This is a genomic window from Mesomycoplasma bovoculi M165/69, from assembly GCF_000524555.1.
In the GTDB taxonomy this organism is placed as follows: domain Bacteria; phylum Bacillota_I; class Bacilli_A; order Mycoplasmatales; family Metamycoplasmataceae; genus Mesomycoplasma; species Mesomycoplasma bovoculi.
Map to the genome: position 1 here is coordinate 504,718 of NZ_CP007154.1, position 18,975 is coordinate 523,692.

General features: G+C 27.7%; 20 protein-coding genes and 4 tRNA genes. 11 read left to right on the forward strand and 13 right to left on the reverse strand.

The features are described 5' to 3' along the window. Positions 1-35 precede the first annotated feature (35 nt). Both MYB_RS02000 and MYB_RS02005 read right to left on the reverse strand, forming a co-directional pair. Positions 36-1,181 carry a hypothetical protein gene (locus MYB_RS02000; protein ID WP_022934628.1) on the reverse strand — a complete coding sequence of 382 codons (1,146 nt, stop codon included), beginning with the start codon at positions 1,179-1,181 and terminating at the stop codon, positions 36-38. A 174-nt stretch (positions 1,182-1,355) separates the two neighbouring features. Continuing rightward, positions 1,356-3,335 carry a P68 family surface lipoprotein gene (locus MYB_RS02005; protein WP_022934629.1) on the reverse strand — a complete coding sequence of 660 codons (1,980 nt, stop codon included), beginning with the start codon at positions 3,333-3,335 and terminating at the stop codon, positions 1,356-1,358. A gap of 147 nt (positions 3,336-3,482) precedes the next feature. Between MYB_RS02005 and MYB_RS03275 the strand changes: the two genes are divergently transcribed. From MYB_RS03275 to MYB_RS02020, 4 genes are all read left to right on the forward strand, one after another. Next, positions 3,483-3,884, forward strand: a complete 402-nt coding sequence (locus MYB_RS03275) for an ATP-binding cassette domain-containing protein (RefSeq protein ID WP_236612623.1) — start codon at positions 3,483-3,485, stop codon at positions 3,882-3,884. 77 nt (positions 3,885-3,961) lie between these two features. Continuing rightward, complete coding sequence (locus MYB_RS03280) at positions 3,962-4,642, forward strand: ATP-binding cassette domain-containing protein (RefSeq protein WP_236612624.1); 681 nt, start codon at positions 3,962-3,964, stop codon at positions 4,640-4,642. After that, a complete protein-coding gene (locus MYB_RS02015) occupies positions 4,632-5,561 on the forward strand; it encodes a carbohydrate ABC transporter permease (RefSeq protein ID WP_025279632.1) in 930 nt (309 codons plus the stop codon). The genes MYB_RS03280 and MYB_RS02015 overlap by 11 nt, the downstream gene beginning before the upstream one ends. Continuing rightward, entirely contained in the window at positions 5,554-6,396 is an 843-nt protein-coding gene (locus MYB_RS02020) for an ABC transporter permease subunit (protein ID WP_022934630.1), read from the forward strand. Before MYB_RS02015 ends, MYB_RS02020 begins: the two co-directional genes overlap by 8 nt. Positions 6,397-6,475: 79 nt before the next feature. Here the strand turns inward: MYB_RS02020 and MYB_RS02025 are convergent, their stop codons facing one another. Next, positions 6,476-8,341: a P68 family surface lipoprotein gene (locus MYB_RS02025; protein WP_022934631.1), complete on the reverse strand. Its 1,866-nt coding sequence runs from the start codon at positions 8,339-8,341 to the stop codon at positions 6,476-6,478. A gap of 211 nt (positions 8,342-8,552) precedes the next feature. Here MYB_RS02025 and MYB_RS02030 point away from each other — a divergent pair, with 211 nt between their 5' ends. Then, on the forward strand, positions 8,553-9,119 hold the full coding sequence (locus tag MYB_RS02030) for an IMPACT family protein (protein ID WP_022934632.1): 567 nt from the start codon (positions 8,553-8,555) through the stop codon (positions 9,117-9,119). Positions 9,120-9,163: 44 nt separating this feature from the next. Here the strand turns inward: MYB_RS02030 and MYB_RS02035 are convergent, their stop codons facing one another. Next, complete coding sequence (locus MYB_RS02035) at positions 9,164-9,820, reverse strand: LemA family protein (protein WP_022934633.1); 657 nt, start codon at positions 9,818-9,820, stop codon at positions 9,164-9,166. 315 nt (positions 9,821-10,135) lie between these two features. Between MYB_RS02035 and MYB_RS02040 the strand changes: the two genes are divergently transcribed. The 4 genes from MYB_RS02040 to MYB_RS02055 all read left to right on the forward strand — a co-directional run bounded on the left by MYB_RS02040 (position 10,136) and on the right by MYB_RS02055 (position 12,232). After that, positions 10,136-10,219 (forward strand) — tRNA-Tyr (locus tag MYB_RS02040). 3 nt (positions 10,220-10,222) lie between these two features. Further along, a tRNA-Gln gene (locus tag MYB_RS02045) sits at positions 10,223-10,297 on the forward strand. Between the two features lie 104 nt (positions 10,298-10,401). Next, entirely contained in the window at positions 10,402-11,868 is a 1,467-nt protein-coding gene (gene proS, locus MYB_RS02050; protein WP_022934634.1) for a proline--tRNA ligase, read from the forward strand. A 37-nt stretch (positions 11,869-11,905) separates the two neighbouring features. Beyond that, positions 11,906-12,232 (forward strand): thioredoxin family protein, encoded by a 327-nt coding sequence (locus tag MYB_RS02055; protein WP_022934635.1) that lies wholly within the window; start codon positions 11,906-11,908, stop codon positions 12,230-12,232. Between the two features lie 64 nt (positions 12,233-12,296). Here MYB_RS02055 and MYB_RS02060 read toward each other — a convergent pair whose 3' ends face one another. From MYB_RS02060 to MYB_RS02075, 4 genes are all read right to left on the reverse strand, one after another. Beyond that, on the reverse strand, positions 12,297-13,022 hold the full coding sequence (locus MYB_RS02060) for a YebC/PmpR family DNA-binding transcriptional regulator (RefSeq protein ID WP_022934636.1): 726 nt from the start codon (positions 13,020-13,022) through the stop codon (positions 12,297-12,299). A 1-nt stretch (position 13,023) separates the two neighbouring features. Next, positions 13,024-13,752, reverse strand: a complete 729-nt coding sequence (gene nadE / locus MYB_RS02065; RefSeq protein ID WP_022934637.1) for an NAD(+) synthase — start codon at positions 13,750-13,752, stop codon at positions 13,024-13,026. Positions 13,753-13,832: 80 nt separating this feature from the next. After that, positions 13,833-13,909, reverse strand: a tRNA-Arg gene (locus tag MYB_RS02070). Between the two features lie 6 nt (positions 13,910-13,915). Then, positions 13,916-13,989, reverse strand: a tRNA-Cys gene (locus tag MYB_RS02075). 143 nt (positions 13,990-14,132) lie between these two features. Between MYB_RS02075 and MYB_RS02080 the strand changes: the two genes are divergently transcribed. Both MYB_RS02080 and MYB_RS02085 read left to right on the forward strand, forming a co-directional pair. Continuing rightward, positions 14,133-15,125 carry a glycosyltransferase family 2 protein gene (locus MYB_RS02080; RefSeq protein WP_022934638.1) on the forward strand — a complete coding sequence of 331 codons (993 nt, stop codon included), beginning with the start codon at positions 14,133-14,135 and terminating at the stop codon, positions 15,123-15,125. 55 nt (positions 15,126-15,180) lie between these two features. Beyond that, the gene (locus MYB_RS02085; RefSeq protein WP_022934639.1) at positions 15,181-16,062 is read left to right on the forward strand and encodes a UTP--glucose-1-phosphate uridylyltransferase; all 882 of its coding nucleotides are present in this window, start codon (positions 15,181-15,183) and stop codon (positions 16,060-16,062) included. A gap of 41 nt (positions 16,063-16,103) precedes the next feature. Here the strand turns inward: MYB_RS02085 and MYB_RS02090 are convergent, their stop codons facing one another. The 5 genes from MYB_RS02090 to MYB_RS02110 are packed head-to-tail and all read right to left on the reverse strand — an operon-like array spanning position 16,104 to position 18,912. Next, complete coding sequence (locus MYB_RS02090; protein WP_022934640.1) at positions 16,104-17,012, reverse strand: RluA family pseudouridine synthase; 909 nt, start codon at positions 17,010-17,012, stop codon at positions 16,104-16,106. Beyond that, a complete protein-coding gene (locus MYB_RS02095; protein WP_022934641.1) occupies positions 16,996-17,430 on the reverse strand; it encodes a Dps family protein in 435 nt (144 codons plus the stop codon). The genes MYB_RS02090 and MYB_RS02095 overlap by 17 nt, the downstream gene beginning before the upstream one ends. Positions 17,431-17,438: 8 nt before the next feature. Next, entirely contained in the window at positions 17,439-17,657 is a 219-nt protein-coding gene (gene rpmE / locus MYB_RS02100; RefSeq protein WP_022934642.1) for a 50S ribosomal protein L31, read from the reverse strand. 47 nt (positions 17,658-17,704) lie between these two features. Continuing rightward, entirely contained in the window at positions 17,705-18,310 is a 606-nt protein-coding gene (locus MYB_RS02105) for an FMN-dependent NADH-azoreductase (RefSeq protein ID WP_022934643.1), read from the reverse strand. 17 nt (positions 18,311-18,327) lie between these two features. Continuing rightward, positions 18,328-18,912, reverse strand: a complete 585-nt coding sequence (locus MYB_RS02110) for an FMN-dependent NADH-azoreductase (RefSeq protein WP_022934644.1) — start codon at positions 18,910-18,912, stop codon at positions 18,328-18,330. Positions 18,913-18,975 lie beyond the last annotated feature (63 nt).

Sequence of the window (18,975 nt, forward strand, 5' to 3'; positions counted from 1 at the left end):
ACCAAATTGGTTCTTTTTTTTTTTTTTGTTTTTTATTAATTAGATTCTGGGTTATTAATTTTGAAAGGTGTTTTCAAAATTGCAGGATTAATTTGAAGTGAGTTGGTTCCATTTCCATTATCTGGATCAAATTGGTTGCTATTTGAAATTAATTGGTTATGAACTGAAGTTAAAAAGAAATAATAATCACTTCTTCATGGGAAGTTTGCAACAAAAATTTGCTCACCAGTATTTGTATCTGTTCTCGAAAATGTTGCTTCATATGTTTGATCTTTATTTTGATTATTTTTAATGTATTCAGGAGCTTGTGGTTTAGTTTTTGCTTTAAAAATTAGTTTGTAGTTAAATACATTAGAACTATTTACCACGCCTGGAGCAAATTTAACTGCAAAATATTGCTTAATATTTTTGAGTTGTGAATCAATTGCACTTTCTTCAGGATTTGGTGGTAATAATTTTAAATCAATAACATCAGCATTGGTTTTAAAGTTTAAAACTGCATTTGATTCAAAACGAATTGGATTACCTTGACTATCATAAAAACCAATTATTTGATAATTGGTATTGCGTTCAAGGTTGGTTAAATGAATATGAAGTAAACCATCATTTTTTTGGTTATCAAAAAATGTTTGCTTAAATTTATCACTACTTAATTCATTACTTTTGGCAATTCTAACTTCAACTGATTTATTTTTCAAGGCATTGTCAGTTATTGTTGCATCAAAGGAATATTGACTTGATGTATCTGTTACAGGCACAATTTTAAAATTTGTGATTTGAGGGGCTTGGGAAGTTGTAAAACTGTGGTTGCTGAAAAAAAGTTCTTTTTTTTCAGTTGGAAGTTGTTGAAAAATTCTTGCAGCATACTCAGTATTAGGTTTTAAATTATCAATTGTTATAATAACTTGGCGTTCTTTGTGACCAATTAGTTGGTCAGTGATAGGCATTGGTTTATATTCGCCATCTTTTGTTCTTAATTGAACTTCAAATTTACCAAAATCTTCTTTACCTCCCACTTCAACCTTTGAAACATTGCTAAGAATTAATTGTGCAGATGTTGATGTCACATTTTGAAGGCTAACTTTACTAATTGTTTCTTGTTGACCACAAGCAACAAGATAAATTGGTGTAGCACTCACTGACAAAGTAGCAAAAATAGTTTTAATTTTTTTTATATTCATAGTTATAATTCCTTGCAAAATTTCTTTAAATTTTACCACAAATTAGCATTTATAATATATAGTTGCTTTTATTCTTACAATTTTTGGTTTATTTTCAAATTCAAAAAAGAAAAATTGAGTATTTTTTAGATACTCAATTTTTTTTAATTTAAAACTAATAGTGTTTTAAAACAATTAGTTGGACTCAACGATCCCTTTAATTGTGTCTAAAATTCCATCACTAGTTTTGGTTGTTGGTTTTTCAAAATTAGTTCTTTCAATAAGTGAGTCACCAATTGTTTTGCTAATTTTACCAGCTTTTGGATCACTACTGTCATAGAGGAATTTGGTTTGCCCATCATTTGTATGTTTTAGTGCTTCTAGCATTGATTTCATTGATAAAATAACTGAATTTAAATTAGCTAATTTAGCATAAAGATTTCATTGTATGTCTTTAGCTGCATCACCTTGTTTTTCAAATGTTTTTCCAGTGGTTTTTTCTGCCTCTTGGATTTGAGCCAAAATTCCATCACGTTCTTTGGTTAACTCATCTAATTTAGTTTGAGTTATGTAATCTTTGGTTGGGACAAAGTAAGCTCCAACTTCAGCAATGTAGTCAAGGTTACTCATAGTTTTACCTGTTATATCATTGGTTCCTGTGTAGAGTCACTCTAAGAATTTAACTGCGCCTTTGTTGATTTTTTCATCATCTGTTTTAATAGGAATAATTGATGAACCACCTGATCAATAAGCTGAATAAGGAGCATCTGGTGTTGCTTTTAAAGCTTGTCCAATTGTATAAACATCTTGATAGGTTGCAAAGTTTGCAATTTGATCTGGGAAAAGTGAACGAGATGTAGCTGTGTCAATTGATTGTTTAATACCTACACCTGGAACATATCCAAAAGCAGTATGATATAGTAAAATGTCGTGACTTCCTCACTCACCAAATCCACCTGGTTTTTTGTAGTTTTTGTACTGAATTGCTTGAATAATTTTGTCTTTTCCATTTACTTGAGTTTTGATTGTGTTAATTTTACTTGTAAATTTATCATAAACTGATTTAAATTTATCTTGTAAACTAGCATCTGTATCAATTGGGAATTCAAAAGATGGAGTACCTGTTTTATCTGTGATGTCTCATAAACCTTTACCAGTGTTTGAAATAACATCTTTAACAAGTGATTGGTGTGCATAGTCAATGTCAAAAATTGAAATATTTGCAGTTTCATCATTTAAAATGCTTGTTTTGGATGAATCAATTTGAATTCCAGCAACAAAATTGTTAGCAAATTCCAAAGCACTTTCAATTGTTGTGAAGGTGCTTTGGTTAATGTGCATATTTTTGAAAACAGTATTACTTTTTGGTTGGATTGCTTTAAATAAGCTATTTGCTGGAACTGAATTCCCTTTATTTTTTGATTCCATAGCTTTTTTATAGAGTTCCATATTTTCATCAACAGTTCCACCACCTTGTTTGATTAAATCAAAAATAATGGCCATGTTGTCTAAGTTAAAACTTGTAGCATCAACATCATTTACATTGAAAGGAATATTGAATAATTTATTGTTGCTTAGGTTTAATTTATTATAATTATTAACCACTTCTTGATTAAATAAACTTGGATTTAATTTAGATGATAATGATGATAAGTCTAATAATCTATTGTTTCGATTAGCAACTATTGCAGATGTAACATCACCTAAAACAAGAGCTGGAAAATCTTTGCTTTTTGTAGAAAAAGCTGTTTCTAAGTTATCAGCAGTATCTTGTTGAGTTTTAGTTTTTGTTTCATCTTGTAATTGTAATCTAACTGGAACAAAATCTGGGTCATTTTTAAATTTTTCATTGTAATATGGGATTAACCCATTTTTGTGTTGCCCGAGACTATCTAGAGCAAAAATTAGTGGTCAATATTTACCTTGTGAAGTAGCAAACTTAACCTCTTTGGTTTGAACTACAGGGGTGGTTTCTGCTGGATTTGATGATTTGCCACTTTCATCTGAGTGAGAACCATTCTTATCCTCTTTAGTTTGATCTACAGGGGTGGTTTTTGCTGGATTTGATGATTTGGCACTTTCTTCTGATTGAGAACTATTAACATTAGCACAAGATGCTAAAATAGCTATTGGGGCCAAAACAGGCAACCCAAATAAAATTTTTTTAAATTTCATTAAAAAATCGCTTTCTATAAAAATATTTTATATTATTAAATAAATTAAAAAAGTTTCATTTTTTTTCATTATATTTTTAAAAAAAATGTAAAAAACTTAAATTTTACTATAATTAAAGTATTTAATTATTAAAATGAGAATATTTTTATGCAAAACGAAAAGTTAATAGAAGTAAAAAATTTAAATTTTTCTTATGATAAAAAATATCAATTAAAAATTTCAAATTTAACTTTGCCACCTAAAAAAATTATTACATTGCTTGGACCATCTGGATCAGGTAAAACAACTTTTTTAAATTTAATAGCTGGGTTTTTAAACTCAAATAACCAAATTGTCAATTACAAGAGTTTTGAAAACATTGGTTATATAATGCAAAAAAACAATTTGTATGAGCAAGTTAGTGTTATTAAAAATTTGTGAATTAGCACAAAAAATTCTACAAAATGAACAAATTCCACTTATAAAAAAATTATTTCTGAGTCTAATAAATTAACTGACAATAATAAACAAAAATTATTAAATAATTTAGATCAGCAATCTTTTTTTTAAACAAATCAAAAAAATTTTATTTTAAAATTTACAAATATAAATTTTGATTTACATTGCTATTGCGACCTAAATTATTTTTGAATTTTTTAAAACAAAGAAAGCAAATTTTTGAATTACAAGTTGACAATTTGCTCAAAATTTTGCAAATTGAAAATATCAAATTCAAAAAAGCTAGTCAAATCAGTGGGGGACAACAACAACGTGTTGCTTTTGCCAAAGCAATTATTAAAGGAAATGATCTAGTTTTAATGGATGAACCTTTTGCTTCTTTAGATGCGAAAATCAAAGAATCAACTATAAAATGATTGGAAAATATCAAAAATCAATTTGACTTGTCAATTATTTTTGTTACTCATGACCAAGTTGATGCTCTTAAAATTAGTGATCTTGTTGTCTTATTAAAAGATGGAGAAGTTGCCCAGTTTGGCACACCACAAGAACTTTTTGAAAATCCAAAAAACCTTTTTGTTGCAAAATTCATAGGTAATCCTGAAATTATTTTTCTTGGAAAACATAATGAAATTGAATCTTATATTAGAGGTAAATATATTAAAGTTTCAAAAGGGACAACAAATGAAGTGATTAGTTCAAAAAATATAGGAGATGGCTTTTTAACTAAGATTTTTTACAAAAAACATCAAGTTCAAATTGAACTAATTACAACTGAAAACTTTGAAAATCAGTTTGTTGAACTTGAATATGATGAAAGCAAAGTTTTATTTTTTGACAAACAAGGACAGAGAGTTTATGAACTTTAGTGAAAAATTAGTCAAACTAAAAGTTAAAAAGCAAAATTTAGTTAGTATTTTCCTAATGAGTCCAATATTGATGTTTATTTTTGTTTTTTCAATTTATCCTATTGTTGATGCATTTGTTCAATCTTTTAAAATCCAAGATCCACTTGGACCACAAACAACAGTTGGCATTGATAATTATAAAAAGCTTTTAGTGGATGCGAATTTTAATAATGCAATTCAAAATAGCACAATTTTATTTTTTGTTAGTTCACCAATTGCCTTATTTGGCGGATTTTTAATCGCTTTGCTTTTAGACAAATTGTCTACAAAAATCAGTCAAAAATTTTTTGTAACTGCTTTGTACTCACAATTTTTCATTTCAGCTTTTGCTATTGGCCTCTCATTTACCTTTTTATTTGGAGAAAAAAATATGCTTTCCAAAATTTTAGGCATTGATTTTTCTTTTGGAACAGGCAAAAAAGCAATTGACTTAATTTGACTTTATATAATTTATCAACTTTGACGAGCAATTCCATTTAATACTGTCTTGTTTTTCTTTGCTATTTCTAATATTAACAACAGATATCGCAAAAATTTTGTTATTGACAAATTAAGTTTATGAGATAAAGTTGTTAATCTTTATCTCAAGGAAATTGGTGTGCAATTTATTGTTATTGCATACACCAATTTCATTTTTGCAACAATGCTTTATCCTCCCGTCATCACAGGTGCAACTAATTTAAATTTGCACAAAGGACACACCATTGCTTCATATATTATAGATTCATCAAAAGATAATTTATACAAAAGAAATGCTGCTTCCTTTATTTCATTGCTATTTTTAATAGCTATTTTTAGTTCATTTATTATTTTTAATCCAAAAATATGAATTAAAATTTATCAGTTTTTTAAAAAAATCACAAAGGTGAAACGTGTTTAAAAATAAGTGAAATTATTCTGGGATTTTAGGACAAATATTTTTGTGAGCCTTGCTTTCTTGTGTTTTAGTTTTGTTTTTATTCCCTTTATATTATTTAATAGTTAGTGCTTCATTGCCAATTGCAAAACAAGACAACCCTGATGCTAGTTTAAAAATTAGTGGTTATTTTTTTCAAAATTTCAAGCAATCAATAGATAAAAATTTCTGAAATGGGCTTGGCAATTCTTTAGGAACTATTATTTTAGTCAACTTTTTCCGTTTAACTTTGTATACTCTTGGAATTTTTGGAATTTGATGAGCTAGCAAAAAAGCTAAAATTATTTTTTTAAGCATTTTTGCAATTGTCTCAATGATTCCTGAAGTTACAACCTATATTGGGCTGGCAAAATTATTAAATGCAAATAACATTGTTGATAAATCTCCTATATTTTCATTAGTAATAAATCAAATTTTTTCTTTTTTTAGTTTTTATTTTTTATACAAAAGTATTGAAACTGTTTCACAAGATAAATTGCAACTTGCCAAAATTGATAATTTATCAACTTTTTCTCAATTTAAATTAATTTTCTTTCCACAACTTAAAATGGGTTACTATTTAATTATTATTTTTTCATCTATACAGGCTTGAAATGACTATTTATGGCCACATTTCATTTTTGCTTTTAGAGACCAAGCAACTATTTCAATTTGATTTAGTTATACAGGACAAAATCCTCAAGGGACTTTTCAAAATATTCAAGCTGCAGGTTCACTATTTGCTGTTTTAGTCCCTTTGACTATTTATTTAATATTTTCACCATTTATCAATAAGGTTAATAGTAAAAGTTTTAGTTAGTTTGTTTTATTGAGTAAAAAATAAAAAATTGAGTAATTTTAATACTCAATTTTTTTATTTTGAAAAGTATTAATTTATTTTAATCCGAATCAACAATACCCTTTATAGAACTTAAAATTTGTTCACTAGTTTTGATTGTTGGTTTTTCAAAATCAGTTCTTTCAATAAGAGAATCGCCAATTGTAGTTGCAATTTTACTAGCTTTTAAATCACTACTGTCAAAAAGTAATTTTATTTTTTTATCACTTGTTTGCTTTAGTGCGTCCAACATTGATTGCATAGACAAAATAGTTGCATTTAAATTACCTAATGTAGTATAAAGTTGTCAGTTGATATTTTTGGCATCATCACCTTGAAGTTTGAAAGTTGGACCAGTAGTTTTTTCCTCTTCCTTAATTTGAGTTAAAAGAGCATCTCGTTCTTTGATTAATTCATTTAATTTAATTTCACTAACATACTCTTTTGTCGGCACAAAGTAAGCCCCAACTTTTGCAATATAGTCAAGGTTGCTCATTTTTTTCCCAGTGATTGTGTTATCACCAGTGAAAAGTCACTCTAAAAATTTAATAGTTCCTTTATTAATTATTTTATCATCACTTTTGATAGGAATAAGCGATGAACCTCCTGACCAATATGCTAAATAGGTAGAATTTGGAATTGATTTAAGTGCTTGTCCAATTGCATAAACATCTTGATATGTTGCAAATTTAGTAACTTGTTTAGGGAATAAAAATCGGGATTTTTCTCCATCCATAGATATTCCAGGCATATATCCAAAAGCAGTGCGATATAGCAAAATATCATGACTCCCTCACTCACCAAATCCACCTTTTTTCTTATAATTTTTAAATTGAATGGCTTGAATAATTTTCTCTTTTCCATTCACTTGGATTTTAACTTGCTTAATTTCTTTTGTAAATTTATCATAAGCTAATTTAAACTCATTTTGTAGTTGAGAATCTAAATTAATAGGAAATTCAAAAGAAGTTTTTCCATTTTTTGTTTTAATATCTCACAAGGCTTTGCCAGTGTTTGAAATTATATCTTTAATAAATGATTGATCTGCATAATCAATGTCAAAAATTGAAATATTATCAGTTTCATTATCTAAGTTTTCAATTTTTGACGAATCAATTTCAATTCCATCAACAAATTTGTTAGCAAATCCTAAAGCGCTTTCAATAGTTGTAAAAGTCTCTTTATTTATTGTTAAACCTGCAAAAATGTGATTTGTTTTTGCTTTAATAGCTCTAAATAAACTATTTTTGGGCACGGAATTTCCTTTATCCTTGGAATCTATAGCTTTTTGATAAATATCCATAGATTCATCAACACTCCCACCGCCTTGCTTAATTAAATCAAAAATAATTGCTATGTTATCAAGATTAAAACCTATAGCATCAACATCTTTAATATCAAATGGAATATTAAATAATTTGTTGTTGCCAAGATTTAATTTGTTGTAATTTTCAACAATTGATTTTTTAAATAAGTTGGGGTTTAATTTAGTTGTTGACAAATCTAACAATCTATTATGTTGATTTGCTGCAATTGCGGATGTTACATCACCTAAAATTATTGATGGAAAGCTTTTGCTATTTGTTGAAAATGCTTTTGTTAGATTATTGGCAGTTTCAAGTTGAGTTTCTGCTTTAGTCTCTTCATTAAGTTGCAATCTGACTGGAACAAAATCTTCATCATTTTTAAAAGTTTGATTATAATAAGGAATCAATCCTGTTTTATGCTCACCTTTGGCATCAAGTGCATAAATAAGTGGTCAAAATTTGCCTTGTGAAGTAGCAAATTTTACTTCTTTATTTAATATTGTAGGTGTTTCGTTTTTTTGCTCAATTTTAGGATCTTGAGCACTAACAGTGCCACAAGCAACTAAAATTGTTGTAGTTGCCAAAATTGGCAAAATAGATAAAATTTTTTTTAATTTCATTTATTAAATTGCTTTCTGTAATTTAATTTATTTTATTTATTAATTTTTTAAGCATTTTTATAAAAATGCAAGTTAAATTTTATTAGAATCAACAAATATATATTTGAAAAATAAAAAAATTTCACAAAATTATTAATATTTCTAAAAAAAATAATTAATTTTGTAATGTATCTCATTTATATTCTAAAGTTAATGATAAAATTTCAAATTAATGTCTAAAATTATTGTTAATAACTGCAAAATAATTTATGAAATTAAAAAATCTATTTTTGTAGCTTATAGTTTTAAAATTTTTCATAAAGGTGAAGTAAAAAATTTGGTTCAGCAAGTCAAAAATCAACACAATGATGCTAGTCACATTTGTTATGGATGAAGATTAGATAGCAATAATTTTGGTTTTTATGATGCTGGCGAGCCTAAAGGAAGCGCTGGTCAACCTATTTTTAAAATCTTGGAACACCAAAATATTGTTCAAATTTGTGTTGTAGTGGTTCGTTATTTCGGAGGTGTCAAACTCGGGGTTGGACCACTAAGCAAATCATATTTGCAAAGCACTAAACAAGTGCTTGAAGAAAGTAAATTAATTGATTTTACTCAAAAATTTTATTACAAATTTAGTTTTAGTTTTTCAGAACAAAAGCAGTTTTGAACATGACTAAAACAAATAAAACTAATTGAAACAACAAGAAAAACAAAAGATGATTTTATTGAAATATATTTTGAAAGTGAAACCAATATCGATCCACCTCATTTTGGCAAGTTAGAAAAATTAAAATAAAAAAACACCAAATACTTGGTGTTTTTTAGTTAGTTTAAAATACTTTAGATTTTTGACATATCAACATCTGCGCGTTGAGTAGCAGTAGCTTGAAATAATGGGTAAGTTGATAAACCTAAAGTGCTAGAAATAACTGTGGTAGGTCAAGTAAAAATACCTGAGTTGAAGTTAGTTACTTTAGAGTTGTAAACACGACGAGCTGCAGCAATTTCACGTTCTAAGTAAATAGATTGTTCCATTCCTTCTTTATATAACTCACTAGCCTTTAATTCTGGATAATTTTCAAAAGTTAAAGCCATTCTTGAAAAAACATTGTTTGTTAATTCATTCAATTCACTACTATTTGCAATTTGACCACCTGAGTTTCTCATTGAACGAAGGCGGGCAATATCTGAAAATAATGATTTTTCATGTTCTTTGTAAGAACTAATTAGGTTTGAAACTTTGATAAGTGTATCTGCTCTTTTAGCTAATTGTGTTTCAATAGTACTTGCTGCTTGATTTATTTCGGTTTGTTCTCTAATCAAACTATTTCTTCTAACAAAGAAATAAATTGGAGCTGCAAAAAGTAAAATTGTTCCAAAAACTCAAAAAATAATTTTTGCAGCAGTGCTTGCAGCTGGTTTTCTTGTAGTGTTGTCTACATTTGGTGAAAAACCTTCTGGAGAACTAACTTTTGTTGGGTCAAATAAATTTGCCATTTTTTCCTTTGTAATTTTGAATTGTTTTTAATTTTATAAAATAATAAATTATAAAATGTTTTTGATTTTTTACAATATATTTCTATAAATATTTACACAAAATTAAGTGAGAACTAATAATTTTAAAAATAAAGCTAATTTTGCTATTTTGTTTTTCTAAAAGGACTATAATTATACTTGTAAAAATATTTTACAAAATCTTAATACTTAATCATATTAACTAAATGTTTAAAACAAAAAATTTATTACATTTTTTAAACAAAATTTGATTTTTTTGCTACAATATGTAATGGTTCTGATTTCAAAGGACAAAATGGGGGGTTTGCAGAGCGGCCAAATGCGGGTGGCTGTAACCCACTTTCTTCGGATTCGGGGGTTCGAATCCCTCACCCCCCACCATTTTGCCCCATAGCCAAGCGGTAAGGCAACGGTTTTTGGTACCGTCATGCGTTAGTTCGAATCTAACTGGGGCAGCCATTTGTTTGTTAAAGGACTCCATTTACCTAGCGTATGCTAGGTTTTTTATTAAAATTAAGAAAATAGGTTTCAAAAGAACGTTTTTATCTAAAATATTTTAAAATATGAAAAAATTAGAAAAAATTACACCATGGCAAGAAGATTTTGCCAAATGATACATTGATGTTATAACTCAAGCAGATCTTATGAGCTATGCACCTATAAAAGGTACTATATACTATAGACATCATGGATTTTCAATTTGAGATAAAATTCGCCAAATTGTTACTTATAATCTTTCTTTTAAAAATGTTAAAAATGTTTATTTACCTTCATTAATTCCACAGTCTTTTATTTTAAGAGAAAAAGAACATGTTGAAGGTTTTGCTCCTGAACTACTTACAATAACTCATGCAGGTGAGAAAGAATTGGCTGAAAAAATTTACATTAGACCAACTAGTGAGGTTCTTTTTGCTGATTTTTTTAAAAAGGAAATTGACCTTAATAATAAACTACCTTTAATTTATGCTCAATGAACATCTGTGGTGCGTTGAGAAAAGACCACAAATCCTTTTTTAAGAAATACTGAGTTTTTATGACAAGAAGGTCACACTGCTTTTGCAAATGCTTATGAAGCAAAGCAAAATGCAATTGAAATGATTGATTTTTATCATCATTTCTTAAAAGAGTACCTTGCAATTCCAACTATTTTAGGTGAAAAAACTCCTCGTGAACGTTTTGCAGGAGCTGAACAAACATACACAGTTGAAGCTATGATGTTGAATGGAAGAGCATTGCAATCTGGGACTTCACATTATCTAGGCCAAAATTTTTCTAAAAGTTTTGACATTACCTTTAAAAACATTGAAAATCAACTAGAAAATGTTTATCAGAGTTCTTGAGGTATTTCAACAAGATTATTAGGAGCCATTGTTATGTCTCATAGTGATGATCGTGGCCTTGTCTTACCACCTAAAATTGCACCAAACCAAATAGATATATTAGTTTTTTATGGAAATAAAAATCCTGAATTAAAAGAAGTGGCAAAAAATTTAGCACAAATTTTAAAAAATAATAAAATCACTGTCAATATAAATGATGACGATAACCAACAAGTTGGTTTTAAAATTGCAGATTCTGAAGTTCATGGAACTCCAATTAGAATTGAAATAGGTCCACGTGATTATGCAAACAATCTCATTACTATTGTTAGACGTGATACATTAGAAAAACAACAATTTAAACTAGAAGAATCAAAATGAGAAGAAGAATTTGTAAATCATATCAATGATTTACTAACAAAAATTCAAGACAATTTATTGTCACAGGCCCAATTAAGATTAAAAAATAATTTTGTTTACACAAATAATTTTGAAGAATTTACACAACACACCAAAATTAATAAGTTTGTTGTTGTTCCATTTGAAGAAGATTCAACTGTAGAACAACAAATACAAGAAGTAACCGGCGCTACTGCTCGTTGTATTATTAATGTTGATTCATTTAATTATTTAAATATACCTGATCAAGATAATTCATTATTTAGCAAAAAACCTACTAAAAGATTTGTACTTTTTGCAAAAGCATACTAAAATTTATTTAATAAAAAATTTACACAAAGGAGAACTAATGGCAAGTTTTAACTTATCCAAAGCTGAAGAAATCAAAAATAAAATTACAGAATCAAAAGCAGCTATTGTAGTCTTTTCACAAAAAGGGTGCGGAGCATGTGTGATGTTTGAACCTACTATTGAAGAAGCAGAAAAAAAATTTCCTGCTCTTACAATTATTAAATATAATATTCGTGAGGACCTTGAATTTGCTAATGAATCTCGTATTCAAGCGACACCTACAACCTTTTTCTATCGTGATGGAAAATTCCTAGCACAAGAAGTTGGTTATTTTAGAATTGAACGTTTAGAGCAAATTTTAAAAACTCATAAACTAATTGATTAATAATATAAAAATAAATAAAAAATAAAAAACTCACCTTAAAGGTGAGTTTTTTATAATTGTTTTTTTAAACTTTTAAGTTATGATAAACATCTTGAATATCATCATCTTCTAAAAAAGTATCAATTTGGTTTAAAAGTTTTTCAGTTAATTCTTCTGACAGTTCAACTTCTTCGCTAGCAAAATAACTAATTTCTACTGTTTTAAATTCAGGATTAAATTTTTGCTCAATAGCATTTTTCAAATCTGGAAAAGTTCTAGGCTCACAATAAATTTCAAATGTTTCATCATTTGCAAGAAAATCATTAGCTCCATTTTCAAGTGCAAACATCATAACTTCATCCTCATTTAAATTGGTTTTATCAATTTCAATTAAACCTTTTTGTTCAAAAATATAAGGAATTGCGTTTTGTTTTCCAATTTGTCCATTAGCTCTTCTAAATAAAGCTTGTAAAGATGAAATTGCACGATTAACATTGTCTGTTAAAATTGTAACAATCAATGTAACACCATGAGCTAAATTTCCAGAATAAATTAATTCCTTAAAATTTGCCCCATCACTTGCGCCACCTGTTGCTTTTGCAATAGCTTTTTCAATATTTGCTTTAGGCATTGATTTGGCTTTAGCTTTTGCAACAATCATTCTAAGCGCTGAGTTTGAATTTAAATCTGGCCCACCTTTAGCTGCTGCTACCATAATTTCCTTGGAAAATTTATTAAATATCTTTGCTCTAATTGCATCTTGAGCACCTTTACGATGCTTGATATTTGCTCATTTTGAATGTCCTGCCATTTTAAACCTCTAATTTTAATTTTGGTTTTGGTAATTTATTTCTCTTATGTTCACTAATTTTGTGAAGATATTCAATTCTTTCTTTTTTGGCTTTGCTCAATTTAGATGAGTTTGCTAAAAATAAATCAAATTCCTTATAAGTAAATCCCATTTCATTTTCATCACTTTGATTTTCTCAAAGTCCAGCTGAAGGTGCTTTTTGTAAAATTTCTTCATTGACACCTAAAAACTCAGCTAACTGATACACTTGAGATTTAGTTAAATTCACAATTGGCAACAAGTCTACACCACCGTCACCATACTTAGTGAAATAACCAATGTACATCTCAACAAAATTGTCTGTTCCTAAAACTAAATAATCATGTTCTTGAGCTAAAGCATATAATGTTGTCATTCTTAATCTAGGTTGGATATTTGCAATAGCTAAATGATCACTAACATTGAGTGCTTTTGAAAGTTTTTCAAAAGTTTCTTTTAAACTTACAGTAGTAACTTTAATATCAAACTTTTTAACTAGCTTATTGATATGCTCAACATCAGTGGTCATATCTCTAATTGGCATAATAACACCTAAACTATTGTTAGGAAAAGCTTTCTTAGCTAAAACACCAACAAGAGCTGAGTCAATTCCACCTGATAAACCAACAATAACTCCTTTTTTGTTAGCTTTTTTAACTTGATTTTTAATTCACTTTACTAAATAGTCTGCATATTTTTGAAAATTATTCATAGTATAATTTGGAAACCTAAAAATTTTAAATAAAATAGCCAATTCTAAGTTTGGCTATTTTCTTATGGTACTTTTGTATATGGCGCGCCCGGAAGGAGTCGAACCCTCAACCTCTTGGGCCGTAACCAAACACTCTGTCCAATTGAGCTACGGGCGCATTTTTTGGAGGCACCAACCGGACTCGAACCGGTAATCAGGGTGTTGCAGACCCATGCCTTGCCATTTGGCTATGGTGCCAAACCAAAAAGATATTATAACATATTTTTTATAAAATTAGTTTTTTTGAAAATATTAAATTATTTTTTTACAGTAAAAATTTTATTCATAACTTGTAAATGAAAATAAAATAGTAATATTTATGGTAAAATTCTAATTTAATTATGCAAAAAATTACAGTTTTAATACCTTGTTACAACTCAGGAAAATTTCTATTAAGACTGCTTACATCTTTAGACAAACAAACCAATAAAGATTTTCACATTATTTTTTTAGATGATTTTTCTAAAGATGCAACTTTATCAATGTTGAAAAATTGAACTGCAAAAAATGAAAGCAATTTTTTATCAATTAAAATAATAGAAAATAAGCAAAACAAAGGTATAGCATACAATCGCAATCTCTTAATTGACTCTTGCGAAACTTCACACTTTATTTTCTTCGATTCAGATGATAAATTATCTCCAAAATGTATTGAGATTTTTTCTCAATATTTAGATAAAGGTCAAGATATGGTTTTTTCTAAATTTAATTTATTTTTTAGAAATATTCCTTTGATAAATATTTTTTTTAAATATAGAAAAATAAAGAAAAATTTAACTCCCGAACAAATCATCAAATCTGGTTTTAATTTTGTTTGAAATATTTTGATTAATAAAGAATTTTATAAAAAAATTGGAGCAAAATTTTTAGAAAATTACAATTGCGAAGACATGCTTCTTCCTTTGTTAGTGCTCAAAGCAGGAAAAATTTCTTTTACAAATCAAATTACACATTCATATTTTTTAAATTCCGGTTCTATAAGCAATACAAAATCTGTTTTTAATTTAGAATCGCTAAATGCTAATGCTCATTATTTTTATGAATTAGTTATTAAACACAATTTACTTTCAAAGGTTTTAATTCATAATTTAGATATATTTTTATTAAAATCTCTATTTTTTATGGTTAGGCCTATTAAAAATAATGAAAAATCCAGAGAAATTTATTTGCAAAGTTGAAAAGAAATAGAAAAAATAAACAAATTACTTGAAGAGTGAAAAGTTTATGAACGTTTTATGAATTTAAAAACAAATGATTTTCATTTTGTATCTTCATACAAATTAAGTGCAAAGGTTTTTAAATTTTACACAAAAAATTTATCAAAATTCGTTTAATTAGTGCGATTAATAGTTAATGCTTTTTAAGTTACGAAGGGTTTGAATTTAAGATATGAAAATTCGAAAATGCATTATACCAGCAGCAGGTTGAGGAGCTCGATTTTTGCCTCTTACCAAGATTGTTCACAAGGAATTAGTACCTGTATTAAATAAACCAGCAATCGATTATTTGATTCAAGAAGCTTTTGATGCTGGTATTGAAGAAATCTATTTAATTGTTTCACCACGAAAAAATGAAATTATGGATTATTTTCGCAAATATGATTTACTAGAAGAACAACTTGAAAATAATAAAAAATATGAACTTTTAGATTTGGTTAAACTAACCAATCGTGAAAGTAAAATAAAAGTTATTTATCAAAATGAACAACTTGGTTTGGGCCATGCTATTAGCATTGCCAAGTCTAAAATTGGCAATGAGCCATTTGCAGTTATTTTAGGTGATGATTTGATTGATGGCACTTCACCAGCTATTGGACAACTTATTAACATTTACAACCAAACCCAATCTAATGTAATTGGTGTAGCAAATATAGATATCGAGCAATCAAACAAATATGGGATTGTTGCTGCCAAAAATGTAAATGATTTAAACCAATCTATTTTTGAGATTGACTATGCTATTGAAAAACCTGATCCAAAAGAAGCACCTTCAAATAAAGCAATTATAGGTCGTTATGTTTTCAATCCATCTATCTTTAATTTATTAAAGCATCAAAAAGCGGGTGTTGGTGGTGAAATTCATTTAGTTGATGTTTTTCCGAAATTAATGGAAACGGAAAAAATTTATGCCGCCCAATTAAAAGGTAATCGATATGATTTAGGCTCTGTTTTAGGCTTTTTGAAGGCTAATATTGATTTTGGTCTAAAAGATGCTCAATATAAAAATGAGTTAATAAAATTTATAAAAGAAAAAAACTATGATGAAAATTAATCATAGTTTTTTCTTTTTTTTATGTTTTTAAATTCAAAAAATTATTTAGCAATATCAAATTGTGGTGGCAATTGAGATTCAAATGTGTAAGTTTGACCATTTAAGTGCTCAAATGTTATTCGAAAAGCATGCAATCTTTGACCAAAATCATCAACTTTTTTACCATAAACTCCATCTCCATAAATTGGAAAACCAATATGTGATAAGTGGACTCTAATTTGATGAGTGCGACCTGTTTCTAAACTGCACTCAATTAAGCTAAAATTTTGTTTTTCATAAACAAAATTTTTAATTAATTTAACATTTGTGATTGCATTTTTAGAGTTAAAGTTTGATACTACTTTTTTAAGAGGATTTTTCTTATCACGAGCTAAAGGCATATCAATACGCATTTTTTTGTGCAAAATAGTTCCGACAGTAATTGCTTGATATTCGCGAATAATCTTGTGTTCTTGCAACTGTTTTGCTAAAAAAGTGTGCATTTCATTAGTTTTAGCAATCAAAATTAAACCACTTGTGTCTTTATCGAGTCGGTGCACAATGCCTGGTCTTAGACTGCCATTAACATCAGATAGTTTATTTTGAAAATGAAAAACTAATGCATTAGCTAATGTTTCATTTCAATTTCCAACTCCAGGATGTGTCACCAGTCCTGATGGTTTATCCACCACTAAAAGATCATTGTCTTCGTAAACTATGTTAAGTGGAAAATTATATGGAGAAAGTTCACTTGGAGTTTCTTGCAGTTCAAAACTAAATTCAATAGTTTGGTTTGATTTTATCAATGTTTTTGTTTTATTAACCAGCAAACCATCAACAAAAACTTTATCACTTTCAATTAACTGCTTTGAAAGTGATCTTGAAATTTGCGCAATGCTAGAAATTAAAACATCAAGGCGTTGTTCTGAACCTTGATGTTTAAATGTAAATGTTTTATTGTTTACTTGCATTAATTTGCCAAAGTTGCTTGTGATAGTATAAAACTAATTCATCTAACAATGGGGTTAATAAAACCAATTGTGGATTTTGTACTTCATATAAACTCTTAATAAAATCAAGAATTTTTGAAATTTGCTCACTCAAACTACTTCATACTTCTTTTTCTGAGTAAAATTTTGAAGTTTCTAAAGTAATTAATGAGTTTTTGCGAATTTCATCAAAATCAGTGTTGGCAAACTTACCAAACATTAAGTTTTTTTCAGCAACTTCATCAACAAAATCAATTGTTTGACTTGCTAATTTATCTGTATATTTATGAACTACTAGAAAATTTGAACCTTGAACATTTCAATGAAAATTTTTAATATTATTGTACAAAACAAAAAGAGAAGCTTGAAGTTTCTCTATTTTATTAGTTAAAGTTTGCATAATCTAAATTATTTTTTGTTTTTAATAGCTTTAGCAGCCATTTTATTGAACCGTTCAATACGACCAGTAGTTCTTGCAAGTGAGTGATCACCTGTAAATTGTGGGTGACAACCTGAACAAATATCAATTGTAAATTTGTCAATAGTTGTTTTAAATTCATACTGATTATTGCAAGTTGTACAACTTACTTTTAGTGTATGAGAATTTGGATGAATATTTTTTTGCATAAAATTCCTTTAATTTTAGTTAAATTAGTTTAAATTATACACTTTTTTTAAAATTGTTTTGCCAAACTAATTAATTCAGCCTTATTTTCATCAACAAGCTCTGCAGAAGACTTTTGATTATTTGGACTTACTTTGGTCCCTGCCAAAACAAATGGTTTGTTTTCAATTGTTGCTCCTAACCATTTAAAAGTTTGCAAAATAAAATTAGTGTGGTCTCCAAAAGGATACCAACCAAGAGGTGCTCCTTGTGAAGTGATTATTTGAATATTTTTAATGTTTGTAAGTAGACCTGTAATTTTTGCTAATTGTTTATCTAACTTAAAAGTTTTGTCAGCAACGATTATTGCATCAAAAAAGTTTTTTGTAGTTGCTGAATAATGAAAGTTTGTCATTGAAGTTGAAAAAACAATTTTGTCAGCTTTTTTAAGTTTTTCAATTCAAAATTCAGATTCAGATTCTTCTCAAAATTTATTATTTACAATATTTCCTTTGTTAAGAGAAACGTTTGCTAATTTATATTTATTTAAATCAAAAACCTCAATGTTATCATTTGGATTTAATTCAGCATATGATTTTACAAAAAAATCAGTAATTGCTGATGAATATGAGCCTTGCAATTCATTAACTGATGACTTGATTACTAAAATGTTCATAATTTATCCTTTATTTTTTAAAAATTATTTGCCAATTTCTCAATTTGTGAATCAAATTTTTTCAACAATTCTTCTTTAGAATGAAACTCATAACCACGATAAACAACAAGATTTTCATTGATGTTTTGCGCACCTATAAATTTAAAAGTTCCAGCAATAGAATCTTCAATATTAAATGGTAATAGTTGTTCCTCAGAACTGTGATATGTTGTAATAATTTGAACATTTTTGATGTTATCAACTAGTCCAACAGAACCACCTTGCTTACTATATTTATAAGAAAAAGTTTTATCTGCTAAACACACTGCATCAAAAAAGTTTTTTATCTCAGCTGTGTATCCTCAATTTATTATAGGAGTTGAAATAATTATTTTGTCAACACTTTTTAATAAATTAATCAGCCTATCTGATTCAGTATCAACTCAAAATGTTGCTTTATTATTAGTGTTTAATGAAATATTACTTATTTTTTCACTAGTTAAATCTAAATTTATTACTTCTAAACTTGAATCTTTGGCCAACAAAAATTCAATAAATCTCTCAGCTAAAATAGTTGGTTTGGAATGATTATTTAGCTCAGATTTGATATATAAAATTTTCATTTTTTTCTTATCTCCTTGTTTTTTTATATAATTATAACTTAAATTCATTTTTGGAAAGGGTAA